The 21527-nt window shown below is 72.8% G+C and carries 22 protein-coding genes; 12 read left to right on the top strand and 10 right to left on the bottom strand.

Annotated features, from left to right (window positions below; translation table 11 throughout):
- Positions 1–43: 43 nt before the first annotated feature.
- Positions 44–166 (bottom strand): hypothetical protein, encoded by a 123-nt coding sequence (locus tag AOM46_RS35830; RefSeq protein WP_267887799.1) that lies wholly within the window; start codon positions 164–166, stop codon positions 44–46.
- 327 nt (positions 167–493) lie between these two features.
- On the opposite strand from AOM46_RS35830, the gene AOM46_RS11105 reads away from it, so the two are divergent.
- The 8 genes from AOM46_RS11105 to AOM46_RS11070 all read left to right on the top strand — a co-directional run bounded on the left by AOM46_RS11105 (position 494) and on the right by AOM46_RS11070 (position 8990).
- Positions 494–1579 carry a radical SAM protein gene (locus tag AOM46_RS11105; protein WP_062209188.1) on the top strand — a complete coding sequence of 362 codons (1086 nt, stop codon included), beginning with the start codon at positions 494–496 and terminating at the stop codon, positions 1577–1579.
- Complete coding sequence (locus AOM46_RS11100) at positions 1576–2340, top strand: iron-containing redox enzyme family protein (RefSeq protein ID WP_234313733.1); 765 nt, start codon at positions 1576–1578, stop codon at positions 2338–2340. The genes AOM46_RS11105 and AOM46_RS11100 overlap by 4 nt, the downstream gene beginning before the upstream one ends.
- Positions 2337–2546 carry an aroma-sacti cluster domain-containing protein gene (locus AOM46_RS11095; RefSeq protein ID WP_062209186.1) on the top strand — a complete coding sequence of 70 codons (210 nt, stop codon included), beginning with the start codon at positions 2337–2339 and terminating at the stop codon, positions 2544–2546. Before AOM46_RS11100 ends, AOM46_RS11095 begins: the two co-directional genes overlap by 4 nt.
- A gap of 56 nt (positions 2547–2602) precedes the next feature.
- The gene (locus AOM46_RS11090) at positions 2603–5860 is read left to right on the top strand and encodes an adenylate/guanylate cyclase domain-containing protein (protein WP_067226128.1); all 3258 of its coding nucleotides are present in this window, start codon (positions 2603–2605) and stop codon (positions 5858–5860) included.
- Positions 5857–6696 carry a S8 family serine peptidase gene (locus AOM46_RS11085; RefSeq protein WP_062209184.1) on the top strand — a complete coding sequence of 280 codons (840 nt, stop codon included), beginning with the start codon at positions 5857–5859 and terminating at the stop codon, positions 6694–6696. Before AOM46_RS11090 ends, AOM46_RS11085 begins: the two co-directional genes overlap by 4 nt.
- On the top strand, positions 6683–7309 hold the full coding sequence (locus AOM46_RS11080; protein WP_370592681.1) for a GAF domain-containing protein: 627 nt from the start codon (positions 6683–6685) through the stop codon (positions 7307–7309). Before AOM46_RS11085 ends, AOM46_RS11080 begins: the two co-directional genes overlap by 14 nt.
- 170 nt (positions 7310–7479) lie before the next feature.
- Positions 7480–8286 carry a Clp protease N-terminal domain-containing protein gene (locus AOM46_RS35275; RefSeq protein WP_062209182.1) on the top strand — a complete coding sequence of 269 codons (807 nt, stop codon included), beginning with the start codon at positions 7480–7482 and terminating at the stop codon, positions 8284–8286.
- A gap of 128 nt (positions 8287–8414) precedes the next feature.
- Positions 8415–8990: a hypothetical protein gene (locus AOM46_RS11070; RefSeq protein ID WP_062209180.1), complete on the top strand. Its 576-nt coding sequence runs from the start codon at positions 8415–8417 to the stop codon at positions 8988–8990.
- A 17-nt stretch (positions 8991–9007) separates the two neighbouring features.
- Here AOM46_RS11070 and AOM46_RS11065 read toward each other — a convergent pair whose 3' ends face one another.
- Positions 9008–9931, bottom strand: a complete 924-nt coding sequence (locus AOM46_RS11065) for a TIGR03564 family F420-dependent LLM class oxidoreductase (protein ID WP_062209177.1) — start codon at positions 9929–9931, stop codon at positions 9008–9010.
- A 170-nt stretch (positions 9932–10101) separates the two neighbouring features.
- Here AOM46_RS11065 and AOM46_RS11060 point away from each other — a divergent pair, with 170 nt between their 5' ends.
- On the top strand, positions 10102–10677 hold the full coding sequence (locus AOM46_RS11060) for a TetR/AcrR family transcriptional regulator (RefSeq protein ID WP_199823956.1): 576 nt from the start codon (positions 10102–10104) through the stop codon (positions 10675–10677).
- On the opposite strand, the gene AOM46_RS11055 is transcribed toward AOM46_RS11060, so the two are convergent.
- The 3 genes from AOM46_RS11055 to AOM46_RS11045 form a co-directional block, all read right to left on the bottom strand.
- Positions 10655–11764, bottom strand: coding sequence for a DUF4185 domain-containing protein (locus tag AOM46_RS11055; RefSeq protein ID WP_062209175.1), 1110 nt, complete (start codon positions 11762–11764; stop codon positions 10655–10657). The genes AOM46_RS11060 and AOM46_RS11055 overlap by 23 nt on opposite strands.
- Before the next feature lie 61 nt (positions 11765–11825).
- Positions 11826–12836 (bottom strand): alpha/beta hydrolase family protein, encoded by a 1011-nt coding sequence (locus AOM46_RS11050; protein ID WP_062209172.1) that lies wholly within the window; start codon positions 12834–12836, stop codon positions 11826–11828.
- A 137-nt stretch (positions 12837–12973) separates the two neighbouring features.
- A complete protein-coding gene (locus tag AOM46_RS11045) occupies positions 12974–14056 on the bottom strand; it encodes a helix-turn-helix transcriptional regulator (protein ID WP_107080049.1) in 1083 nt (360 codons plus the stop codon).
- A gap of 199 nt (positions 14057–14255) precedes the next feature.
- Between AOM46_RS11045 and AOM46_RS11040 the strand changes: the two genes are divergently transcribed.
- From AOM46_RS11040 to AOM46_RS11030, 3 genes are read left to right on the top strand one after another with little or no spacing between them, the layout of a single operon-like run.
- Complete coding sequence (locus tag AOM46_RS11040) at positions 14256–14651, top strand: GntR family transcriptional regulator (RefSeq protein ID WP_062209170.1); 396 nt, start codon at positions 14256–14258, stop codon at positions 14649–14651.
- Entirely contained in the window at positions 14648–15553 is a 906-nt protein-coding gene (locus AOM46_RS11035; RefSeq protein ID WP_062209167.1) for an ABC transporter ATP-binding protein, read from the top strand. The genes AOM46_RS11040 and AOM46_RS11035 overlap by 4 nt, the downstream gene beginning before the upstream one ends.
- Positions 15550–16392 carry a hypothetical protein gene (locus AOM46_RS11030; RefSeq protein WP_062209164.1) on the top strand — a complete coding sequence of 281 codons (843 nt, stop codon included), beginning with the start codon at positions 15550–15552 and terminating at the stop codon, positions 16390–16392. Before AOM46_RS11035 ends, AOM46_RS11030 begins: the two co-directional genes overlap by 4 nt.
- Before the next feature lie 51 nt (positions 16393–16443).
- Here the strand turns inward: AOM46_RS11030 and ccrA are convergent, their stop codons facing one another.
- Genes ccrA through AOM46_RS11000 form a run of 5 tightly spaced genes read right to left on the bottom strand, consistent with a single transcriptional unit; the run spans position 16444 to position 21371 of the window.
- Entirely contained in the window at positions 16444–17673 is a 1230-nt protein-coding gene (gene ccrA / locus AOM46_RS11025) for a crotonyl-CoA carboxylase/reductase (protein WP_062209161.1), read from the bottom strand.
- A 49-nt stretch (positions 17674–17722) separates the two neighbouring features.
- Positions 17723–18178: an acyl carrier protein gene (locus AOM46_RS31875; protein ID WP_078856714.1), complete on the bottom strand. Its 456-nt coding sequence runs from the start codon at positions 18176–18178 to the stop codon at positions 17723–17725.
- Complete coding sequence (locus tag AOM46_RS11010; RefSeq protein WP_062209152.1) at positions 18175–19446, bottom strand: acyltransferase domain-containing protein; 1272 nt, start codon at positions 19444–19446, stop codon at positions 18175–18177. The genes AOM46_RS31875 and AOM46_RS11010 overlap by 4 nt, the downstream gene beginning before the upstream one ends.
- A 44-nt stretch (positions 19447–19490) precedes the next feature.
- The gene (locus AOM46_RS11005; protein WP_062209150.1) at positions 19491–20690 is read right to left on the bottom strand and encodes an RNA-guided endonuclease TnpB family protein; all 1200 of its coding nucleotides are present in this window, start codon (positions 20688–20690) and stop codon (positions 19491–19493) included.
- 18 nt (positions 20691–20708) lie between these two features.
- On the bottom strand, positions 20709–21371 hold the full coding sequence (locus tag AOM46_RS11000; protein WP_158920378.1) for a polyketide synthase: 663 nt from the start codon (positions 21369–21371) through the stop codon (positions 20709–20711).
- Positions 21372–21527 lie beyond the last annotated feature (156 nt).

Genomic DNA, 21527 nt, shown 5'->3' with positions numbered 1-21527 from the left:
GACCCCCGGCGCCTGAAACCGGGAGCCGGGCGGACCGCCTGCATCAGTTGAGCGCGCTGCTGTTGTTGATGACGCAGCCCGCCAACTCCTCGTCCTCGCTGTGCGCGACGACCTCGATCTCCTCGCCCTCGGTCTCAGCCGGTTCCACGTTCTTGTCCTCGGACATGCTGACCTCCTAACGGGGGTGACGGCGTCCGCTGCGCCGACTGACCGATCAACCTACGGAGCCCCGGTATGGGAACGACTGGCCGTCGGTTGGACACCGGTATAGGCGCTTTCGGGGCCTTGGACCGGGTCCCGAGGCGGGCGCCGGGCCGGGGCAGGTCTCGCACGACCCGTGCTGACCTGCGCATTAACCGCTCACCAGGCGTTACAAGGCCGGAAATCTCCCGACCGGGGCAGGATTCCGCACGGCTGTGTTGTCCCGGTGGCCCCCCTGTGCCGTCCCGGTGGCGGGAGCCGGCCGCGGCAACTCGGCGGAGGGGAGGGGCAGATGGAACTCGCGGAGCTTATCGGGCTGCGCCCCGCGCCCGGCGCCGGCCTGCTGGTGGCGCTCACCCGCCGCTGCCCGCTCAGCTGCGCACACTGTTCCACCAACTCGTCGCTGGCCACGACCGCACGGCCGGACTCCAGGCAACTGCTGCGGTTCGTCGACTCGTTCCAGCCGACGGACCGACCCGATGTGGTGCTGCTGACCGGCGGGGAACCGCTGCTGCTGCCCCGGCTCGCCCTCCGGCTCACCAGATCGGCCCAGCGGTCCGGAACCCGGGTCGCGCTGCTGAGCGGCATGTTCTTCGCCCGCCAGGGCCGCGTCCCCCGCCCCGTGCTGGCGACCATCGCCGCGCTCGACCACTTCTCCGCCAGCCTGGACGCGCACCACGAACGCGAGGTCCCCCGCGCCGCCGTGCTCCGCGCCCTGCGGACGGTGCTCGACGCCGGCACCCCGGTGAGCGTCCACCTCACCGGCAGCGGCCCCGACGACCCCTATCTGGCCGACGCCGTCGCCGAGATCAGACGCACGTTCGCCGACCGGGTGCCGATGCTGGTCAACGAGGTCAGGCCGCTCGGCCGAGGCGCCCGGCTGCTGCCCCAACCTCCGCACACCCACAGCGACTTGGCCGCCCCGCCGTGCGCCATGGCGGCCTGGCCGACCATCGCGTTCGACGGCACCGTGGTCGCCTGCTGCAGCCAGCGCACCATCGACCGCCGCCCCGTTCCCCCGCATCTGCGCCTCGGCCATATCGCGGACGACGACTGGCCCACCATCAGGGCCCGTTCCCTCGACTCTCCGCTGCTCCGCCTGGTGCGGGCCATCGGCCCGCGCCGACTCCATGCCCGCTATGCCCCGTCGCCGCCCGCCGAGGGCTACTGCCGCGCCTGTCACGGGCTCGGCGAACAGCCCACGGTCACCGAAGGCGCGACGCGGGAGGCGGCCGGCCGGGTAGGTGCGCTCCTCGATCGGCTCACCGCCGACGAGCAACGCGCCGCCGGACCGGCCGCCTTCGTCCGGCGCTTCGGCTGCGCCCGCTATGCCGACCTGGTGACGCTCGCCCCCGCCGAGGCGAAGGCCGGCCGATGACCGTCGCGCCCCCCGTCACCCCTTCCGCCACCCCTTCCGCCGCCCTCGGCGCCAAGCTCGCGCTCGCCACTCCGGCGTTGCACCGCGCCATCGAACGCCTCTGGCGCCCGGACGGGCTGAGGGAGCGCTATCTCCGCTATCTGGCCGCGATGCACCCGCTGTTGGTCGCCTCGGTGCCGCTGCTGGAACGCGCCGCCGCCCGCTGCGCCGACCTCGACGATCCCTGGGCACCCCGGCTGGCCGCCTACTACCGCCGGCACGCCGAGGAGGAACGCGACCACGACGTCTGGCTGTTGGCGGACCTGGCCGCCGCCGGCGGGCACCGGGACGAGGCGCCGCACCGGGCCGTCGTCGAACTCGCCGGGGCACAGTACTACCGCGTCGAGCACGAGCATCCGGTCGCGCTGCTCGGCTATATGGCGGTGCTGGAGGGCAACGCCCCGGCGCCCTGGCTCCCCGACCGGCTCGCCGAGGCGACGGGGCTGCCGCCCGCCGCATTCCGCACCCTCCGCGAACACGCGGCGCTGGACGACGGCCATCTCGACGAGCTGCTGCGGGAGTTCGACGGGCTGCCGCTGACCGCGCGGCAACGGACGGTGGTCTCCGTCAGCGCGCTGCACACGGCGGGGCTGCTCACCCAGCTCTTCCGCTCCCTCGCGAGCGACCCGCCGCCGAGCGGACCCCCGCCGGGCGACCTGCCGACGGACCAGGCGACCGACCAGGCGACCGAAGCACCGCACCATCCCGGAGGACACCCATGACCGAACCCACCCCGTCCGGGCCCACGCTCGACGATCTCGCGGCGGCCGGCGTCGACTTCGACCTGCTCAGCGACGAACAGCGGGCCGTGCTCGGCAGCCTGACGTCTGAGGAGCTGTCGCTGCTGATCGACATCAAGGTGCGGCTCGACGAGGCCGCCCCCGAGGTGCAGGCGCACGCCGATGTCGCGGGCGGCGCCCTGTTCTGACCGAGTCCTGCCCCGAGTTCTGACCCCCGAGGGTCCGGTCGTTTGGGAGGAACCCCATGTTCTGCGCCCCGTGCCGGCGCGAGCTGCCGTCCGACGCGCGGTTCTGCCATCTCTGCGGCAAGCCGTGCGGCTCCACCGCGGCCACCGGCAGGGCCACCGGACGCAAGGTGGTGACGGTGCTCTTCTGCGATCTGGTCGGCTCCACCGCGCTCTCCGGCACGCTCGACGCGGAGACCCTCCGCTCGGTGAGCCTGCGCTGGTTCGACCGGATGCGGCTGGGCATCGAGGAACACGGGGGCACCGTCGAGAAGTTCATCGGCGACGCGGTGATGGCGGTCTTCGGCGTGCCGACCGTCCGGGAGGACGACGCCCGGCAGGCCATTGCCGCCGCCCTCGCCATGCGCGCGGCGCTGGCCGAGCTGAACGACCGGCTCGCGACCACCATCGGCGTCCGCCTGGAGATGCGCATCGGCATCAACACCGGTCGGGCGGTGACCGGTTCGTCCACCGCGCGGCAGGCGATGGTCTCCGGCGAGATCGTGAACGTCGCCGCCCGGCTGGAACAGAACGCCGCCGCCGGCGAGATCCTGATCGGCGCCGACACCCTCCGCGCCGCGGGCCCGGGCGTCCGGGTCGCGCGGATCGCGCCGCTGCGGGTCAAGGGCAGGAACGAGCCGGTGCCCGCCCACCGGCTGCTCGGCCTGGACGAGGGGGAAAGGCCGGACGGGCCCCGGGGATCCGATGTCGCCCTTGTCGGCCGGGCCTCCGAACTCGCCGCGCTGGACGCGGCGTTGGCCCAGGCGATGGACGACAGGCTGGCCACCCGCATGGTGGTGAGCGGCGCCGCGGGACAGGGCAAGACCCGGCTGCTGCGCGAATGGCTGCGCAGGACCACCGCGAGGGCCGGCCGCCGCCGGCACGGCGTCGGCCGGGGCCGGGCACGCGGCGAACAGCCCAGCCTCGGGCCGCTCGCCGACGCCGTCGCCTCCCTGCTGCGCACCGAGGACACCCTCCCCGCCTCGCCCGAACTCGCGCTACTCCAGCAGGGGTTGCTGCGCAACGGCACTCCGCACCCGTCCGTCGACGCCACCTGCGCCGCGCTCGCCCAGGTCCTCACCGACCTCACCACCGCCACCGCGCGCCGGCCCGCGATCCTGGTGATCGACGACTGCCACTGGGCCGCCGACCCGTTCTTCGACGTTCTCGACCAGACGCTTGGCGTCCTCACCGACGCCGCCGTTCTCGTCGTGCTGCTCACCCGGCCCCAACTCCTGGACCGGCGGCCGGAACTCGCCGGCGAGGCGCTTCCGCTCGCCGGCCTCCCCGACGAGGAGGCCCGCCTCCTCGCCGCCGAACTCGCCGCCAGGGACGAGGGATCGCCGGCCCGACAGCCGCTCTCCGACGCCATCCTGGAACGGGCCGGCGGCAACCCGCTGCACCTCGAACACCTGCTGATCACCGAGGGCGCGTCCGGCACCGCCCCCGGCGGCGTCCCGCTCCCGCTGCAGGCCCTGATCGGCGCCAGGATCGACGCGCTCGACCCACCCGAACGGCGCGCCCTGGGCCTGGCCTCCGTGCTGGGCCGGGACTTCACCGCCGACGAACTCCTCGATCTGGCCGACCACTCCGAGTCGGCGCCCGGCGGCGCCCACCTCCGCCCGGAGCTGCTGGCCACCCTGGACCGGCTGGCGCGCCACCGTCTGATCATCCAGGACGGCGAGACGTTCCGCTTCGCCGGCGGGCTCATCCAGGAGGTCGTCTACGACAGCCAGCCCAAACGGGACCGGGCCCGTCGCCATGAACGCGCCGCCCGTTCGGACTCCGTCCGGACCAGCGGCGCCGCCGCCGTCGGCGCCCATCTGGAGCAGGCCCACCGCTACCGCGTCGAGTTGGGCGGCCAGGACCCGGGCACCGACCGGCTGCGCCGCCAGGCCGCCGACGCGCTGGCCGAGGCCGGCCGGCTGGCCCTGGCGCACGCCGACCCCGTCTGGGCCGCCGGCCTCCTCACCCGGGCCGTCGACCACTACCGGCCCCGCGAACCGCACAGCACCGGCGCCCGTAGACGACTCGGCCAGACCCTGCTCGACCTGGGACGCGGCGCCGAAGGCCGGGCCCTCCTCGAAGAGTTGCTGGCCACCGCCCCGGAAACCGAGGCCGACCGGCTGGAGGCAGCCCACGCCCGCCTCGTCCTGGCCTCCTTCGGCGGCACCGGCGGCCACTCGCCGGCCGAGGTCGCCCGGGCGACGCTGCCGCTCTTCGAGGCCGCCGACGACCACCTCGGCCAGGCCAGGGCCTGTCTGCGGATCGCCCAACTCGACCAGGAACGCGGCCAGCACGGCGTTGCCGAACGGTTCCTCGCCCGCGCGCTCGACCACGCCGTCAGGGACAACGCGGAACCGGAGCGCGCCGCGGCCCTCGGCGCCATCGGCGTCTCGCTCTGGCGCGGGCCCAAACCCGTCACCGCCGCCGTCGCGCACTGCCGGCGGCTCCTCGCCGACCACGGCCAGGGCCGCCCGGCCGTCCGGCTGACCCTCAGCTGCACCCTGGCCGTACTGCGCGCCCTCGACGACGAGGCGGACGGCGCCCTGGCCGACCTCGCCGAGGCCGAACGCCTCGCCCGGCGGCTCGGCTACGCCGAGGCCGACGTCTTCCTCCCGCTCTTCACCGCGACCGTCGCCGACCTCGGGGGCCGCCGCGCCGAGGCGCTGCGCCAGCTGGATCTCGCGGCCGCCGCCGCCCGGAGCCTCGGCGCCACCGGACTGCTGCGCGGCGCGCTGCTCGACGCCGCGCGCATCCATCTCGACCTCGGCGCCCCGGCCGCCGCCCGCCACGCGCTGGACGCCGCCGGCGACGCCTCTGCCGACGCCTTTTCCGACGCGGCTTCCGATGCCGCTTCCGATGCTGCTGCCGACGCCGCTTCCGGTAGCTCTGCCGATGCCGCCGGACCCCGTGCCGACTCCGCCGACCTCGACGGGCTGCGCGCCCGGATCGCCGCCGCCGAAGGCGACCGGGACGCCGCGATGCGGCTGGCCCACCGCGCCCGCGCGACCGCCGCCGGCACCGACTCCCCGATCGTCCAGGGGTACGCCGCCCTGGACTTCGCGCACACCGCACTCGCGTCCGGCCACCGGGACGAGGCCGCGGCCGCCGCCGTGCTGGCGCGCCGCCGCTTCGCCGCCAAGGGGCATCTCCCCGCCGTCCGCCAGGCCAGAGCCATGACCGACGCCGCCGGCGACACCGTCACCGACTCGTTCACCGAGTCCGTCACCGATGTCACGGCCGCGTCCGACACCGGCGTGGAGGTATCCCCATGACCACCGCCCGCACCCCACCGCCCGGCCTCACCTGGGGACTCCGTGGCCGTGGCCCCGCCGATGTGCCCGTCGAGGCCGACGCGCCCGATCCCCCGACCGCTGCCGAGGGACCGTTGATCGGCGGCACCGGACGCGGCGTCCGGGTCTGCGTCGTCGACTCGGGCGTCGAATCCGACCACCCCCTTGTCGGCCCCCTCGCCGGAACCTGGCGGGCCCTCAAGGACGACGAAGGGCTCCGGGTCGAGGAGACCGACCTCGGCGACGCCTGCGGCCACGGCACCGCCTGCGCCGGCATCATCCGCAGAACCGCGCCCGACTGCGAACTCTTCAGCGTCCGGGTCCTCGGCGAGCGGTTCTCCGGCAGCGGCGACGTCCTCCTCGAAGGCATCCGATGGGCCGTCCGCCAGCGGTTCGACGTGGTGAACCTCAGCCTGTCGACCACCCACGTCCGGTTCGCCGACGAACTCCGCAAACTCGCCGACGAGGCGTACTTCCAGCGCACCGTCATCGTCGCCTCCGCGCACAACACCCGGGTGGAGAGCTTCCCCTGGCGGTTCTCCTCGGTGATCTCCGTCGGCAGCCACCAGGAGGACGACCCCAACCTCCACCTCTACAACCCGGCGCCGCCGGTGGAGTTCTTCGCCCCCGGCCAGAAGGTCCGCGTCGCCTGGCTCGGCGGCAGCGAGATCCGCAGCTCGGGCAACAGCTACGCCACCCCGTTCATCGCCGGCCTCTGCGCCCGCATCCTGTCCAGCCGCCCCCGGCTGACACCGTTCCAACTCAAGAACGCCCTGTACACGTCCGCAGCCAACGTCCGCGTCCATGGACAACGTTGACGCCGCCGAGGCGGAAGGGGACCTCATGGCCCAGACGATCAAGCCCGCCGCGCCCACCGGACCCGGCCCCGATCCGGCGGTGACGGAACTCCTGCAGTCGGTGGTCGAAACCGCCTGCGCCATCTTCGGAGCGCAGGCCAGCTCCGTCCTGCTGCTCGACGCCGAGGCCGACGAGATGATCTTCGGCGCCGTCGCGGGGCAGGGCGAGGAGTTCCTGGTCGGCTCCCGCTTCCCGGCCGGCCGGGGCATCGCCGGCTGGGTCGCCGCCTCCGGCGAACCGATGGTCGTCGACGATCTGCACGCCAACCCGTCGTTCGACCGCAGCATCGCCAAGTCGACCGGGTATGTGCCGAACGCGCTGATGGCCGCCCCGCTGGTCCACGGCGACGACGTCCTCGGCGTCCTCGAAGTGCTCGACCCCTCACCGCAGGCCAGATCGGGCCTCTCCGAACTCGATGTCCTCGCCCTCTTCGCCCGCCAGGCCGCCGTGGCCCTCCAGGTCCTCACCCGCCACATCCCCCGACCGGCCGCCCCCGCCCCGGGCCCCGACGGCCCGACCCGCACCGAACTGCTCCGCCTGCTCTCCGAGGCCCGCCGCCTTCTCGACGGCTGAACGCCCGTGCCCCGCCGGCCGGTTCACAGAACACGCCAGCCGGCGGACAGGGCCACCGTCCACCCGCCCCCGGCGCCCGGCCGACGCCACAGAAGCCCCGGAGCCGCCACTCCCAACCGTTCGCCGCAGGGTCCCGGCCATGCCTGTCCCCCTGGGGGAGGAGTTCGGAGGTGGTGGCGGTGCCGGAGCCCGACCGAAGCGCAAGGGCGGTACTGGCCGCCGCCGCTCGCCGCGCGCGCGAGAAGGGCGGCGCCGTCGGCACCAGACATCTGCTGACGGCGCTACGGGACGACGCCTGGCGCGACACCGAGGCCGCCGAAGCCGCCGAGGCCGCCGAGGCCGCCGAAGCCGCCGAAGCCGCCGAACGGACCATCGCGGCCCGGGATGTCCTGGGCAACTCCGGTCGGCGAAACGTCAGTTACACCGGCGCCGCCGCGCGGGCGCTCACCGCCGCGATGGAGTTGGCGCGACGGGAGGGCGCAAGCAGGTTCGGCACCGCACATCTGCTGCGGGCCCTGCTGCTCGACCCCCGCCTGCACCCCACCCGTGACATCCTCCTCGGCCGCGCCCGCTACGCGCGAGGGCCCGTCCAACAGCCCTGGCTCACCGAGGAGACCCACGAGCAGGCCCGCCGCCGTGGCGACCGAACGGTCGGCACCGAACACATCCTGCTGGCCGTCCTCGCCCTCCACGAGGTCGCCCGGCGCTACCCCCATCTGGTGCGCCTACGCGGCCCGTTCCCGACCCGGTGGTACGCCGGCGGCGAGCGACTGGCCCACCGGGGCATCGACTACGCATCGGTCCACCACGCCCTCGACACCGACACCGTACGGCTCCCACCCACCGACCCCCGACCCCCCTCCCACTACCTCGAAACGACCACGGACACCGCCCCCCTGGTCACCACCCTCCTCCACGAAAACACCCGCGCCCGCCACCTCATCGAACACCTCACCCGCGACAGCGACATGCCCTAGCCGCGCCGACCGGTCAGGACGAAGGTCATCCTCCGGGCGTAGTCGAACCAGCTACGGGGACGATCCGGCGGGGGTGTTCCACGGGAGACGATGCCGCTGGGGAGTTGGCGCGAGGAGGGGGAACTCGGATGGTCGGCAGGGTGGTCGGGCTCCGTGGACGCGTCGCGGGGCACCCGTTGTTCCGGACGTTGCCCGATGTGCCGAGGTGGGCCAGGATCTCGGCGTTCGCGGTGGTCCTGGTCAACATTCCGTCGGTCCTGTGGCGCATCGCGCTGGTCGCGCGCGTTCCGGTGCACCAGGAGATGCGTCTGCACGGGTGGGAGTACCCGTACCTGACCGTGCTCAGCGTCGGCCAACTCGGCGTCGCCATGCTGGCCCTGGGGCTGGTGCAGTCCTGGGGCGAGGTGACGCCGCGCCGGCTCCCGTTCGTCGGCGGCCGTCGGGTGCCCCCGCCGGCCGCCACGGTGCCGGCGCTGGTGGGCGGCCTGATCGTCATCGCCGCCTGCGCCTATGCCGCCTGGGGCGTCCATGCCGGCTACGGCACCCCCGTCTCGGAGATGACCAGCCCCGGCGTCCAACGCGTCGCCCTCGTCGGCGCCTATCTCCCCCTCGCGGCCTGGGGCCCCCTGGTCACGGCCCTCGCCATCGCCTACCACCGCCGCCGCCACCCCAGCGCCCAACCGACCACACCCCGACCGGCCTGAACCGCCGGCGGGCGGTGTCAGGTGGTCGATTCCGCGCGCTGGGTGCGGAGTTCGGCGAGGAAGTCGAGGGTGCGGTGTTGTTCGTCCGGGGTGCCGATGATGCCGAAGAGGAGTTCTGTCACGCCGGCCGCCGCGAAGCGGTTGATCTCCTTGGCGAGGGTGGACTCGTCGCCGAGGAGGGCGGTGTCCTGGGGGCCGGAGAGGTTCTGGAGGTCGATGATCCGCCGGTAGCTCGCGAAGTCGCCGGCGATTCCGTAGGCCGCCGCGATCTCCTCGCGGAGCGCGTCGGGTCGGGCGGTCACGGCGCCGATTGTCGAAGCGACGACGCGCGGTGTGGGGCGTCCCGCCGCCTCGGCGGCCGTCCGGAGGGCCGGGGTGATGTGTTCGGCGATCAGGTCGGGCCCCGCCCAGGTGGTGGTGGTGCCGTCGGTCAACTCGCCGGCGATGCGCAGCATCACCGGCCCCAGCGCGGAGAGCAGCACCGACGGAGGACGGACGCCGACCGCGTCGATCGAGCCGTTCGCCGCGACCGTCTCCCCCCGGTACTGCACGGTCTCGCCGCGCAACAGCGGCCCAAGGGCCTCCAGATACTCCCGCGTATGGCGGGCCGGACGCTCGAAGGAGAGCCCGTAGGCGCCCTCGATGATCTGCCGGTGGCTGGGACCGACGCCCAGGGTGAGACGGCCGTCCGTCGCCGCCTGCGCGGTCAGTGCCTGGCCGGCGAGGGCCAGCGGATGGGTCGGGTAGGTCCGCACGATGGCGGTGCCCAGGCCGATGTCCGGCACCTCACGTCCGGCCAGCGCGGTCAGGGTCAGCGGATCCCATCCGGTCAACTGCGGGAAGTAGACGCTGTCCAGCCCGGCCGCCCGCGCGGCTCGGACCTCGTCCAGCACGGCGGGCAGGGTGGCGCCGACTCCCGTGACATAGGTGCCTATCAGCATGGGGACCTCGAATCGGAGGATCGGGAAGAGCGAGAAGGACGGAAGAAGCAGGAGCAGTACCAGAAGGTGAAGCTCGTCTTCAGGTTAGGCAGCATAACCTGAGCGGCGACGCAGGAACGACCCGGGAACGAACCCGGGAACGACTCAGTGGCTACGCGGGACGGAAGTGGATGATGCGGGCGGACGCGCGGCGTAACCGTGGGCGGATCGTCGCCGCCGCGCTCGGCCTGTTCGCGGCGCGCGGTCCGGCCGTCTCGATGGAGGAGATCGCCCATACGGCGGGCGTCGCCGTCGGCACCCTCTACCGGCACTTCCCCGACCGGCGGGCGTTGGTGATTGAGATCGCCGCGGACGCCATGCGGGGCCTGTTGGCCCTCACCCGCCAGGTCGAGGCCGAGCGGGCAGCGGGGGCAACGGGATGGCGGGACCTCAACGAGATCGCGCGGCACTGCGCCGGGCTGCCGTTGGCCCTGGTCAAGACCCTGACACAGGACCTGCCGAGCACCGAAGCTCTGGATGCGCTGAGCGAGGAGGGCAATCGGTCGCTCACGGCGGTCATCGTCCGGGGGCAGCGGGACGGCAGCGTCCGCGCCGACCTCGCCCCGGCCGAGATCCTCGAACTGTTCAGCATGGTCGTCTGCCGGCCCGGCGCCAAGGCCGATGACGCGGTCTCGACGGTGATACTCGACGGACTCCGTGGCGGCGCGCCCGAGCCGGGGCCGGTCAGCCCGCCAGCAGCCCGTTGATCCGGTACTGCATGACCCGGTAGTTCTGGTTGTCGTACCACTGGCTGACGGCGATATGGAGGTCGTCGAAGCTCGACCCCGGGATGATGAAGCCGCCGTAGGGGCTTGCCACCGCGTTGCCGCCCTCCAGTCCCGGCACGGTCGGAACGATCATCGTCTGTTCCGGGGTGGTGAACAGGTTCGACGTGGGCAGCGCGAAGATCTGCGCCCTGATGTCCAACGGGCTCATGTTGAGCCAGGTCAGCGCGTACCTGCCGGCCATGGCCCGGAAGCAGATCTCGCCCCAGCGGCGCGCGGCCGTCACCGAGGTCGGCGGATGGCCCCAGGCCCAGACGCCGCCCGCGTACCCCCAGGGCTCGTAGGCCGCCGGATCGCCCAGGGCGTTCTGTGGCACCCGGTGCAGCAGCAGCGCCGAGGTCACCTCGCGGTTGAAGGCCGTCGAGAGGACGTAGCAGTAGCCGTCGTCGGCGACCGCGTACGTCTTCTGCTGGAACTGGCCGCCGTGTTGGTCGCCCGGCCACTGGCAGAGGTACTGCCAGGTCTCGCCGTTGTCGTCGGAGCGCCAGAAGTCCGTGTGGTGGGTCTGGTAGATCACCCCGCGCATGAGGTGCATATACATCGTCGACCCGATGGTGAAGACATCGGACGGAATGGCGGTGGTGCCGCCCGTGTGACCCTCGGGGACGAGGCCGACGGCGCGGGCGCCGCCGACGCTGCCGTCGATGAGAAGCGATTCGGGCGCGGGATCGGACGAGCGCAGCCCCACGGGCGACCGCCAGTCGGGGCCGCCGACGCCGTCGCCGTCGAAGGTGTCGCCGCAGACGAAGAGCAGCGAGCCGTCGGGGCACCGCGCCGGGATGCCGAGGTCCGTCCAGGGCGCGGCGAACCGGCCGGTCTGGGCGGGCCCGGTGAGGTCGCGCACCTTCGCCCCGGTGGCCGGCGGCGCGGCGGCGGCCGCCCCCGGGGCGCCGGCGCCGACGCCCGCCAGCGCGAGCCCGCCGACCGCGCCGGAGCGCAGCAACGCCCGCCGGCTCGGCCCGGCCGGCCGGCCGGAAGGTGAACGTGAGGGTTCGTTCGATTCGCGCATGACGGGACTCCCGGGGCCGACGCGTGGGGGGAACGGGGGAGGTCAGGCCGTACCGGGGAGGTCAGGCCCTGCGGAGACGGGCGACGATCCCGTCCAGGTCGCGGAGGAAGAGGTCGGGGCGGACGAAGTGGCCGCCCGCCGGCTCATGCCATTCGTGCGGGATCCCGGCCGAGCCGAGAACGCCGCGGAACTCCCGCTGGCCGGCGAGTACCTGGGTCTCGTTGACGGTGTCGAACCAGTTGACCGGGTCGGGGCTGGTGCCGGCCACCAGGAACACCCGCTTGTTGCGGTAGCTCTCCACCCGCTGCACCGGGTTGTCGGCCGTGACCCGTGCCTCGTCCCACAGCGGCGCCCCGTAGACCGTGCCGCCGCCCAACTCCACGGCGGCCGACGAGACGTTGGCCCAGTGGGTGACCAGGCCGAAGTCCCGGCGCAGGCTGGCCGGTCCGGAGTGGGAGCTGACGGAGGCGAAGTGCCCGTAGTACTTGGCCGCGTACTTCAGCGCGCCGAACCCGCCCATGGAGAACCCGGAGACGGCGCGGCCGTCGTACTCCGCGTAGGTGCGGAAGTTGGCGTCGACCCAGGGCAGCAGCTGGTTGATATGGAAGTTCTCCCAGTTGCGGGGGCCGACATTGGTGTTGACCGGGTTGGAGTACCAGCCGGCGCTGCCGCCGTCGGGCATCACCACGATCAGCGGCTTCCCCGCCGTCCAGGCGCGGATGCCCAGCCGGTCGAAGCTGATGAAGTCCTGGTCGACGCCGCCGCCGTGGAAGAGGTAGAGGACCGGATAGCGGCGCCCCGAGGTGTGGTAGCCGTCCGGGAGAAGGACGTTGACCCCGGGGTCCCAGCCGATCTCGTCGGTGGCGAAACGGTAGTACCACATCCTGGGGTCGCTCTCGGCGCGGTCGACGATGCGCAGGCCGAAGCCGTCGCCGGCGGCGTGCGCGGCGGAGGCCGACGCCACGAGGCCGGCCCCGCCGAGGGCCGTCAGCGCGGTGATCCCGGCGGCGGCCTTCAGGGCACCCCTGCGGGTCGGACGGGTGGGACGGCTCGGACGGTGCGTGCTCAACATGGCCTCCGGGGGGGAATCGGGCCCTCACGCCCTTGACCGGGACGGCGGACGTGCGCGGGCGGGGCCTGGGGAACGGCCGTACGAGAGGCAAGGGTGCTGCCCCGCCCCGGACCGGCACAAGAGACGTAAGCCCAGGCTTACATGGGCGCCCCGCCGCTCGAATCTTCGCCGACCCCGCCGCCCGGATCCTCACTGACCCCGGCGCCCGGACCCTCACCGATGGCGCCGCCCGCGCCGCGGTCCTCCGCCGCCAGCAGCGCGCGCCCCTCCGCCGTCGCGAGATGGAAGGCGCGGCCGGCTGTGCGGACCGTGGTGATCAGGCCGGCGGCGCGCAGCACGTTCATATGCTGGCTGACGGCCGGGTGCGTCACCCGCAACATCCGCGCGACCTCCACCGTCGAGCAGCCGGTGCGGGCGGCCCGCAGCAGCTCCGCCCTGGTCTTCCCGAGGAGGCGCCCCAGCGGATCGCGGCCCGTCGCCGCCGACGGCCCGGCCGACCGCGAGGCCCAGTCGGCCGAGTGGTGGATCGGATGGACCAGGACGGGCGGCAGCCTGCCGTCCGCGAGCGTCGTAGGGGCCGGCCAGCAGAAGAACGAGGGCTGCAACACCAGCCCCCGGCCGGCCAGATGCAGCTGCTGGTCCACCGGACAGTTGACCTCCAGCACGGGCGGGCGCCAGCGGGTGTCGGGGCCGAGGCTCGCCAGCAGGCACTCGGTGCCGCCGTCCATCAGGCTCTGCAACCGCAGGGCGCGGTCCGCGTCGATCTCCGCGCGGACCTGCCGCCAGTGCGGGAGGAGCGCCTGCGCCTGGTAGGCGTGGAGCGCGTCGCCCAGCCGCGCCAGGGTGTCCGCGTCGCCCTCGGCGAGCGCGCGCGTCCAGCCGGGCAGCCGGGTGGAGGCGGCCAGCCGCGTCAACTCCTGGCGCAGCCGGGGGCGTGGGGTGCCGAGCAGGGTGTCGACGGCGGACTGGAGGGTGGTGCGGTCGCCGGACGTGGGGGTGAGGAAGTCCGGCGAGTAGCCGTAGGGCGGCAGCAGCGGCGAGAGCAGCCGTCGGCTCTGCGGCAGCCGGGGCCGCGCCCAACGGCGCCAGGCGCCGAACACCCGCTCCCCGTCGGTCCGTTGCAACGTCTGCACGCTGTTGGTGATCTCCCACAGGAAGTCAGGACCTGGCGCCACCCTGACCCGCGCCATGTCCTCGGGGGTGAAGTGGATTCGCAGCATGGACGCTCCATCGGCGAGCCGCACCCCGCCCTTCCCGGCCACCGCCGACGCGCCCCGAGGGACCGACGGCGCTCAGCCTCTACCCGCAACCACACCGGGATATGCCGAACCCGCCAACACCGCGCCGGACAGGCGGACTTGACGCGGGGCCCGATGCTGCATCACCCTTTCACTAATCAAGTAGTGAAAGGGGGTTGAGGTGATCGAGTACCGGATCGACCGGAGAACGGGTGTGGCCACGTATCTGCAGATCGTCCAGCAGACAAAGCAGGCCCTGCGTCTTGGCCTGCTCGAACCGGGCGACCAACTGCCCACCGCCCGCGCGGTGGTGGAGGCAACCGCCATCAACCCGAACACCGTGCTCAAGGCCTATCGCGAACTGGAGCGCGAGGGCCTGGTGGAGGCCCGACGCGGCCTCGGCACCTTTGTGCGGAAGTCGCTGGGCGCGGCGCCGAACCGGTCGCCGTTCGCCGCCGAGCTGACCGACTGGATGCGGCGCGCCCGCGCCGGCGGGCTCGCCCGCGATGACGTCGCCGCACTGTTCAGCTCCGCGCTGGAGCAGGAGTTCACCGAGGGAGAGCGGGGAGAGCGATGAGCAGGGAACCAGCCGCACTTGAGGCACGGCGGGTCGTGATGCGCCACGGCCGCCGCGCTCCGGTCCTGAGCGACTGCTCCTTCCGGCTGCCCGCCGGTCGGATCTGCGCACTGGTCGGCCCGAACGGCGCCGGCAAGTCCACGCTGCTGTCACTGGCGGCGGGGCTGCGCCGCCCGACGGGAGGAACGCTGCGGGTGCTCGGCGCGGGACCGGCCGAGTCCAGGGCGCGGATCGGCTATGTGGCGCAGAACCGCCCGCTGTACCCGCGGCTCACCGTGGCGGCCACGCTCCGCCTCGGCGCCGACCTCAACCCCGGGCGCTGGGACCAGCAGGCCGCCGAACGGGCCGCGTACGGCGCCGGTCTGGAGCCGAACGCCAGGATCCGCGCCCTCTCCGGCGGCCAGCGCACCCGGGTCGCCCTCGCGCTGGCCCTGGGCAAACGCGCGGAACTGCTGCTGCTGGACGAGCCGATGGCGGATCTGGATCCGGTCGCCCGCCAGGAGCTGATGGGCGCCCTGCTGGCCGCCGCCGTCGAGCACGGCACCAGCGTCGTCATGTCCTCCCATGTCGTCGCCGAGTTGGAGAGCGCCTGCGACTATCTGCTGCTGCTCGGCGACGGGCGGATCAGGCTCGCCGGGGAGAGCGAGCGCCTGCTGACCGCGCACACCCGACTCACCGGCACCTCACCGGACTTCGCGCCGCACACCGTCGTGGAGTCCGGCGCGACCGGCCGTGGCCACACCGCGCTGGTGCGCCCGCGGGGGCCGGTCGACGACGCCTCGTGGCTGGCCGAGGAGCCCTCCCTGGAGGAGCTGATCCTGGCCCATCTCCGCAACCCCGCCGCTCCCGCCCTGTTCACCGGAAGCGCCTCGCCCGCACCGAGCCAGGAGGCCGTCGCATGACGTTGCTCTCACGATCCCCGCAGTCCCCGAACCGTGGCCTGGCCCTGGCGGTGTCGCGGCTGCACCGGGCTCCGCTGTGGGGCCTGGCGCTGCTGGTCGTCGCCGGAGCCGTCGGGCTGAACGAGGTCCACGAACTCCGGTCCGCCCAACTCCTCGCCTGGCTGGCCCCCGGCATCGCCGCCTGCGTCGGCGCCGCGCTGATCGGCCGGGAGTGGGAACGCGGCACCGTCACCCTGGTCTGGACGCAGTCCGTCTCCCCGGCCCGCTGGCTCGCCATGAAGCTGGCCGTGCCTGCGGCGGCGCTCCTCGCCGGTACGGCGGTGCTGACCCTGCTCTTCCGGTGGCGCTGGCTCGCCGGCGCGGACGGTGGGGTCAACCGCTGGCACAGCGAGTACTTCCACGCCGCGGGACCGGTCGGCCCGGCGTATGTGCTGCTCGGCCTGGCGCTCGGCGCCCTGGCGGCGCTGCTCACCCGGCGCACCCTCCCGGCGACGGGCCTGGCCGTGGCCGGCATCGGACTGGCGTACCACCTGGGCGACCGTTTCCGCTCCTCCCTCTGGCCGGCGACGGAGCGACGAGGCCCGTGGGACGCCTCCCTCAACCATGTCGACCAACTCGAACTCGGCATGATCACGGAAGCCGGAGAACGCGTCAACGGCCTCGACTGCGGCGCCCGGGCCGCCTGCCTGGCGGAGCACGGAGCGGTCGACTTCTACGCGAAGTTCCACCCCACCGCGCACTACTGGCCCATTCAACTCGTCGAAACCGGCATCCTCCTCATCCTCACCGCCGCCACCCTCGCCGCCACCTTCCACACCCTCCGCCGCACCCTCCCGTGAACCCCCACCGCCGGGCCCCCGCCGGACCCTCGTCCGGCGGGGGTCGGCCGCCTAACTCGGGGCCGGGGCGTTGACGCGGACGGCCAGGTTGCCGGCGGGGTGTTTGTTCTCGTACATCAACTGGTGGGCCTCGCCCGTCTGTCGGAGGTCGCCGATCCAGGAGACGCAGGGGTCCAGCCGGCCGTTGGCGGCCAGTTCGATCACCTCGCGGCACTCCCGGTTGCTGGCGAAGTGCGAGCCCTGCAGGCGTTTCTGACGCATCCACAGAAACCGCAGGTCGACGTCCGCGTTGTACCCCGTGGTGCCGCCGCAGATGACGACCATCCCCGCGTTGTCGCACAGGTACATGGAGGTGGGAATGGTGTTCTGGCCGGTGTGTTCCAGCACGATCTTCGGCGATTTCCGTTCGCCCAGGATCTCCCAGAACCTTCTCCCGAAGGCGCGGGCGCCCTTCAGCCATTCGGCCATCGCCCCGGTGTCCCGGGTGTCCGGCAGACGCCCCCAGTGGGTGAAGTCGTTGCGGTTGATATAGCCCTCGGCGCCCAGGTCGACGCAGAACTTCCCCCGTTCGTCGTCCGAGACCACCACGACGGGCACCCCGCCGCGGAGTCGGGTGATCTGGATGCCCATCGTCCCGAGGCCGCCGGCGCCGCCCCAGATCAGCACCGGATCGCCCGGCTGGACCGTATGCGGCGCCCAGCCGCACAGTTGGCGGTAGGCGGTCGCGCCGGTCAACAGCAGGCCGGCGGCCTGTTCCCAGGAGAGACCGGCCGGCTTCGGATGGCACTGGTAGTCGTCGACCAGCGCGAACTGGGCGAACGAGCCGTAGTTGGTCTCGTATCCCCAGGCGGACTGGGTGACCGACGCTATGGGGTCCCCGCCCAGGCGGATGTCCGGCGCCGTCTCGTCCCACTGGCATCCCGACATCAGGATCTCGTCGCCGACCGCGACCGAGGTGACGCCCTCGCCCACCGCCCAGACGATCCCGGAGCCCTCGGAGCCGCCGATGTGGAAGTTCTCCGTCGCGCCCTGCTTCCGCCGGCCGCCGACGACGTCGTACGGGTAGCCGAGCGAGGCCCACACGTTGTTGTAGTTGATGCCGGCGGCCATCACATAGACCAGCACCTGGCCCCGGCCGACGCGCGGCACGTCCACGACCTCCATCGCGAAGCCCCAGCTCGGCTCGCCGTACCGCTCCGGGCGGATGACGGACGCGTGCATCCGCGCGGAAACCTCGCCCAGCGGAGGCCGCTCACCGAGTTCGTACAGATCCGTGGTCATCTCTCGCTCTTTTCCCGTCTTCCGGCGTTCGGTGGCGTTCGGTGGCGCGTCAGGCCGAGGCCCGAGCGGCCAGGGCGCGGGCCAGTCCCGCGGTGGTCGTGCCCCGGGTCAGCTCCGTCACGGGGACGTCGATCCCGAGGGCCTGCTCCAGGCGGGTGCGCAGCTCGGCGCCCATGAGGGAGTCCATCCCCAGCCTGTGGAGGGGCTTGTTCGGCTCAAGCCTGGCGACGGGCGTGCGGAGGACCGCGGCGACCTGCTCCGCCACCCGGTCAGCCAACGGCCGCTCGTCGGGGGCCGGTTGGGAGGCCGGTTCGGGGACCGACCGCACGGCGACATCCGGCGCCGTCCACGGCGTCGGTGCCGGTGCCGGTGCCGGTTCCGGTGCCGGAACGGGGGCCGCCGGTGCCGCCGGCGCCGTGGACTGCCCCCGGGAGATCCGCAGGCTGCCCCGCAGCTCGATGACGGTGGTGCGCGGCCCGTTGCTGGCCGCCACCGACACGTTCACCGCCAGCTCCCGATGAGTTGTTCCGCCTCGTCGGAGGTCAGGGCGGCCACCGCCATGGTGCCCCGGCCGGAGACCCGTTGGCGGATCAGCCGGCTGCGTCGGCAGATGACCGTGGCGCCGTCGGCGAGGCTCAGCGCGCCCGAGGCGCAGGCGGCGGCGACCTCCCCCATGCTGTGGCCCAGCACGACATCCGGTTCGACACCCCAGGCCCGCCAGGTCTCGGCCAGCGACACCTGGATCGCCCACAGCACCGGATGCACGACGGCCACGCTCTCCGCGACCAGATCGGTGCCGTCGCCGAGCCGTTCGATCACCGACCAGCCCGTCTCGGCGCCGACGGCCTCGTCGCAGCGCTCCATCGTGGCCCGGAAAACGGGGGAGACCGCCAGCAGTTCGCGGCCCATCCCGACCCACTGCGAGCCTTGACCGGAGAAGACGAACGCCACCCGCGCACCGTTCGCGTACACCGGCTCGCCGCCCTGCTCCCACGCCTCGCACGTTTCCCGCAGCCGGTCGGCCATCGCCCGGTGACTGTCGCCGACGACCGCCAGCCGGTAGTCGTGGTGGGTGCGGCGCACGGCGGCGGTGTGGCAGATGTCGTGAAGCCGCCCGTGGTCCGCGGCGCCGGTGAGGTGTTCGCCGAGGTGTTTGCCGAGGTCGCGGGCGCGGGCGAGCAGCGCCTCGGGCGACGCGGCGGACAGCGCCAACAGATGTTCCCCGCCTGCCGCTTGAGGGGCGGCTTCGGCGCCCTCGCGTCCGGGCTCGACACCGGAACCGGCCTCGCTCACCACGAGATGCACATTGGTGCCGGAGACGCCGAAGCCGCTCACGCCCGCCGTCAACGGCCGGCCCTCGACGGTCAACGGCCTTGCGGTGCGCGGGACATCGATGCCGAGCCCGTCCCAGTCGATCGCCAGGGTGCGCTCGGTCACATGCAACGAGGGCGGCACGACGCGGTGTTGGAGGACCAGCACACTCTTGATGAGGCCGAGCACACCGGCCGCCGAACCGGCGTGCCCGATATTGGACTTGACCGAGCCGACCAGCAGCGGCCGGTCCCCGGGACGTAGCCCCCGGCCACCCAACTCGGCGCCGATCGCGCCGAGTTCCACCGGGTCCCCGACGGGGGTGCCGGTGCCGTGGCCCTCGACATAGTCCACCTCGGTGACCGGGACGCCCGCGTCCTCGTACGCCCGACGCAGCATCTGCCGCTGGCCGCCGAGCCCGGGACCGATCATGGTGCCGCTGTCCGCCCCGTCGTTGTTCATCGTCCAGCCACGGTTGACTTCCCCCCTCGTGAGCGAGGGGATCCCTACGGCTCGCGCCGTGGGGTTTTCTGCTTCGTCGCCGACTGCCCGCCCGGAGTACTCCGTTGAGGTCTTACACCAGCTCCACAGACAGACACCGTCAGCCCGACGGCCAGAAGGTTGCGTGCCGCGTTCACGTCCCGGTCATGGGATGCCCCGCAGCCGGCGCACGTCCAGGTGCGGATGTGCAGCGGCATTCCGCTCCGCACGGCGCCGCAGGTCGAGCACAGCTTGGAGGAGGGGAAGAAGCGGTCGACCGCGATCACGTCCCGCCCATACCAGGCCGCCTTGTACTCCAACATGCCCCTGAACTCCGACCACGCCGCGTCCGAGATGGCGCGGGCCAGGGAGCGGTTCTTCACCATGTTCCGAACCGACAGGTCCTCGATCACGATCGTTTGGTGTTCACGAACGAGTCGAGTGGTCAGCTTGTGCAGGTGGTCACGCCTGCGGTCAGCGATCCGGGCATACACCTTGGCGACCTTGCGGCGGGCCTTGGCACGGTTGGCCCCATCCCCCTTGGCCTTACGGGCCAACTGGCGCTGAGCCTGGGCGAGACGGGCACGATCCTCACGCTCGTGCCTGGGGTTGGTGATCTTCCCCCCGGTGGAGAGGGTCAGCAGGTGATCGAGCCCGACGTCGATACCGACGGCCGTATCGGCGGCCGGGAGCCGCTGAATGGTGGGGTCCTGGACCACCAGGGACACATACCAGCGCCCCGCCGGGTCCTGGGAGACGGTCACCGTGGACGGCGACGCGCCCTCGGGAAGCGGGCGGGACCACACGATGTCCAACGGCTCCGCCATCTTGGCCAGGGTCAGCCGGCCGTTCCGGAAGCGGAACGCGGAGGTGGTGTACTCCGCCGACTTCCGCGATCTCTTCCGCGACTTGAAACGCGGGTACTTGGCCCGCTTGTCGAAGAAGTTGGTGAACGCCACCTGGAGGTGCCGCAACGCCTGTTGCAGCGGGACGGAGGACACGTCGTTGAGGTAGGCGTACTCCTCGGTCTTCTTCCAGGCCGTCAGCATGGCCGAGGTCTGGTGGTAGTTCACCCGCTCCTGCCGACCCCACGCCTCCGTACGCGCGGCAAGGGCCAGGTTGTAGACCTTCCGCACGCATCCGAAGGTGCGCGACAGCTCCGCCGCCTGCGCACCTGTCGGATAGAAGCGGTACTTGAACGCCCGCTTCACGTGGGTGGCCTTCACAGCTCACATGATACTGAATCAAATCACGACAATCCGCCGGTAGTTGCTGGTGGACGCCGGTCCGCCCTGGCGGCGAACCGGCTTTCCCTGCCCTGCTCCGCAGGAGCTTCGTTTCCTCCCCCGGCTGAAGCCGGGGGTATCCACGAAGGGAACCCCGATGACGGCCTGGACGGGATCCCCGTCCGCGAGCGCCCGTTCCAGCGGCTTGAGCAGCACGGCCCCCACGCCCTCGCCGAAGACGAAACCGTCCGCGCCGGTGTCACCGAACTTGCAGTTCTCGGCGGAGAACACGCCGGAGTCCGCATAGCCCCGGGTCTCGGTGTTGGCGACGAGCACCTGCGAGCCACCGGCGATGGCCGCCGTCGACTCGCCGGCGCGCAGGCTCTGACAGGCGAGCGCGATGGCCGCGAGCGAGGAGGAACAGGCGGTGTCGACGGACAGTCCGGGGCCGTTGACATCGAGGGCGAACGAGAGCCGGCCGGTGATGGCGGCCCGCGTGCCCGCGCCCAACGCCGCGTGCATATCGGGCGATCCGGTGGCCGCCAACAGGTCCCAGTAGTGGACGTTGCAGGTGCCGACGAAGACGCCCGTGGCCGTGCCGGCCAGCTTGGAGGTGTCCTGACCGCCGTTCTCCAACGCGTCCCAGGCGGCCTCCAGAAAGAGCCGCTGCTGCGGATCCATGGCGAAGATCACTTCCTCACGTATGGGAATTCGGAGAAGTGGCGCACCGTTTATCGCCCGGCGTCACAGGCATGGACGAACGACCATTCTCGGCCGAAGTCATATGCGTTTTCCCTGCGTTGCCCCACGCTACTCGCGGTGCTTCCCCGCCGCAGG

Source organism: Streptomyces sp. NBRC 109706, from assembly GCF_000974485.1.
Taxonomy (GTDB): Bacteria; Actinomycetota; Actinomycetes; order Streptomycetales; family Streptomycetaceae; genus Streptomyces.
Note: the sequence above shows the minus strand (reverse complement) of the source record. Positions and strands in the feature narration are given on the sequence as shown.

What these genes read in the sequence shown, in the direction of transcription:
- AOM46_RS35830 (WP_267887799.1), bottom strand. Translation starts at nt 166, where the DNA reads ATGTCCGAGGACAAGAACGTGGAACCGGCTGAGACCGAGGGCGAGGAG.
- AOM46_RS11105 (WP_062209188.1), top strand. Translation starts at nt 494, where the DNA reads ATGGAACTCGCGGAGCTTATCGGGCTGCGCCCCGCGCCCGGCGCCGGC.
- AOM46_RS11100 (WP_234313733.1), top strand. Translation starts at nt 1,576, where the DNA reads ATGACCGTCGCGCCCCCCGTCACCCCTTCCGCCACCCCTTCCGCCGCC.
- AOM46_RS11095 (WP_062209186.1), top strand. Translation starts at nt 2,337, where the DNA reads ATGACCGAACCCACCCCGTCCGGGCCCACGCTCGACGATCTCGCGGCG.
- AOM46_RS11090 (WP_067226128.1), top strand. Translation starts at nt 2,603, where the DNA reads ATGTTCTGCGCCCCGTGCCGGCGCGAGCTGCCGTCCGACGCGCGGTTC.
- AOM46_RS11085 (WP_062209184.1), top strand. Translation starts at nt 5,857, where the DNA reads ATGACCACCGCCCGCACCCCACCGCCCGGCCTCACCTGGGGACTCCGT.
- AOM46_RS11080 (WP_370592681.1), top strand. Translation starts at nt 6,683, where the DNA reads ATGGACAACGTTGACGCCGCCGAGGCGGAAGGGGACCTCATGGCCCAG.
- AOM46_RS11070 (WP_062209180.1), top strand. Translation starts at nt 8,415, where the DNA reads ATGGTCGGCAGGGTGGTCGGGCTCCGTGGACGCGTCGCGGGGCACCCG.
- AOM46_RS11065 (WP_062209177.1), bottom strand. Translation starts at nt 9,931, where the DNA reads ATGCTGATAGGCACCTATGTCACGGGAGTCGGCGCCACCCTGCCCGCC.
- AOM46_RS11060 (WP_199823956.1), top strand. Translation starts at nt 10,102, where the DNA reads ATGATGCGGGCGGACGCGCGGCGTAACCGTGGGCGGATCGTCGCCGCC.
- AOM46_RS11055 (WP_062209175.1), bottom strand. Translation starts at nt 11,764, where the DNA reads ATGCGCGAATCGAACGAACCCTCACGTTCACCTTCCGGCCGGCCGGCC.
- AOM46_RS11050 (WP_062209172.1), bottom strand. Translation starts at nt 12,836, where the DNA reads ATGTTGAGCACGCACCGTCCGAGCCGTCCCACCCGTCCGACCCGCAGG.
- AOM46_RS11045 (WP_107080049.1), bottom strand. Translation starts at nt 14,056, where the DNA reads ATGCTGCGAATCCACTTCACCCCCGAGGACATGGCGCGGGTCAGGGTG.
- AOM46_RS11035 (WP_062209167.1), top strand. Translation starts at nt 14,648, where the DNA reads ATGAGCAGGGAACCAGCCGCACTTGAGGCACGGCGGGTCGTGATGCGC.
- AOM46_RS11030 (WP_062209164.1), top strand. Translation starts at nt 15,550, where the DNA reads ATGACGTTGCTCTCACGATCCCCGCAGTCCCCGAACCGTGGCCTGGCC.
- ccrA (WP_062209161.1), bottom strand. Translation starts at nt 17,673, where the DNA reads ATGACCACGGATCTGTACGAACTCGGTGAGCGGCCTCCGCTGGGCGAG.
- AOM46_RS11010 (WP_062209152.1), bottom strand. Translation starts at nt 19,446, where the DNA reads ATGAACAACGACGGGGCGGACAGCGGCACCATGATCGGTCCCGGGCTC.
- AOM46_RS11000 (WP_158920378.1), bottom strand. Translation starts at nt 21,371, where the DNA reads ATGGATCCGCAGCAGCGGCTCTTTCTGGAGGCCGCCTGGGACGCGTTG.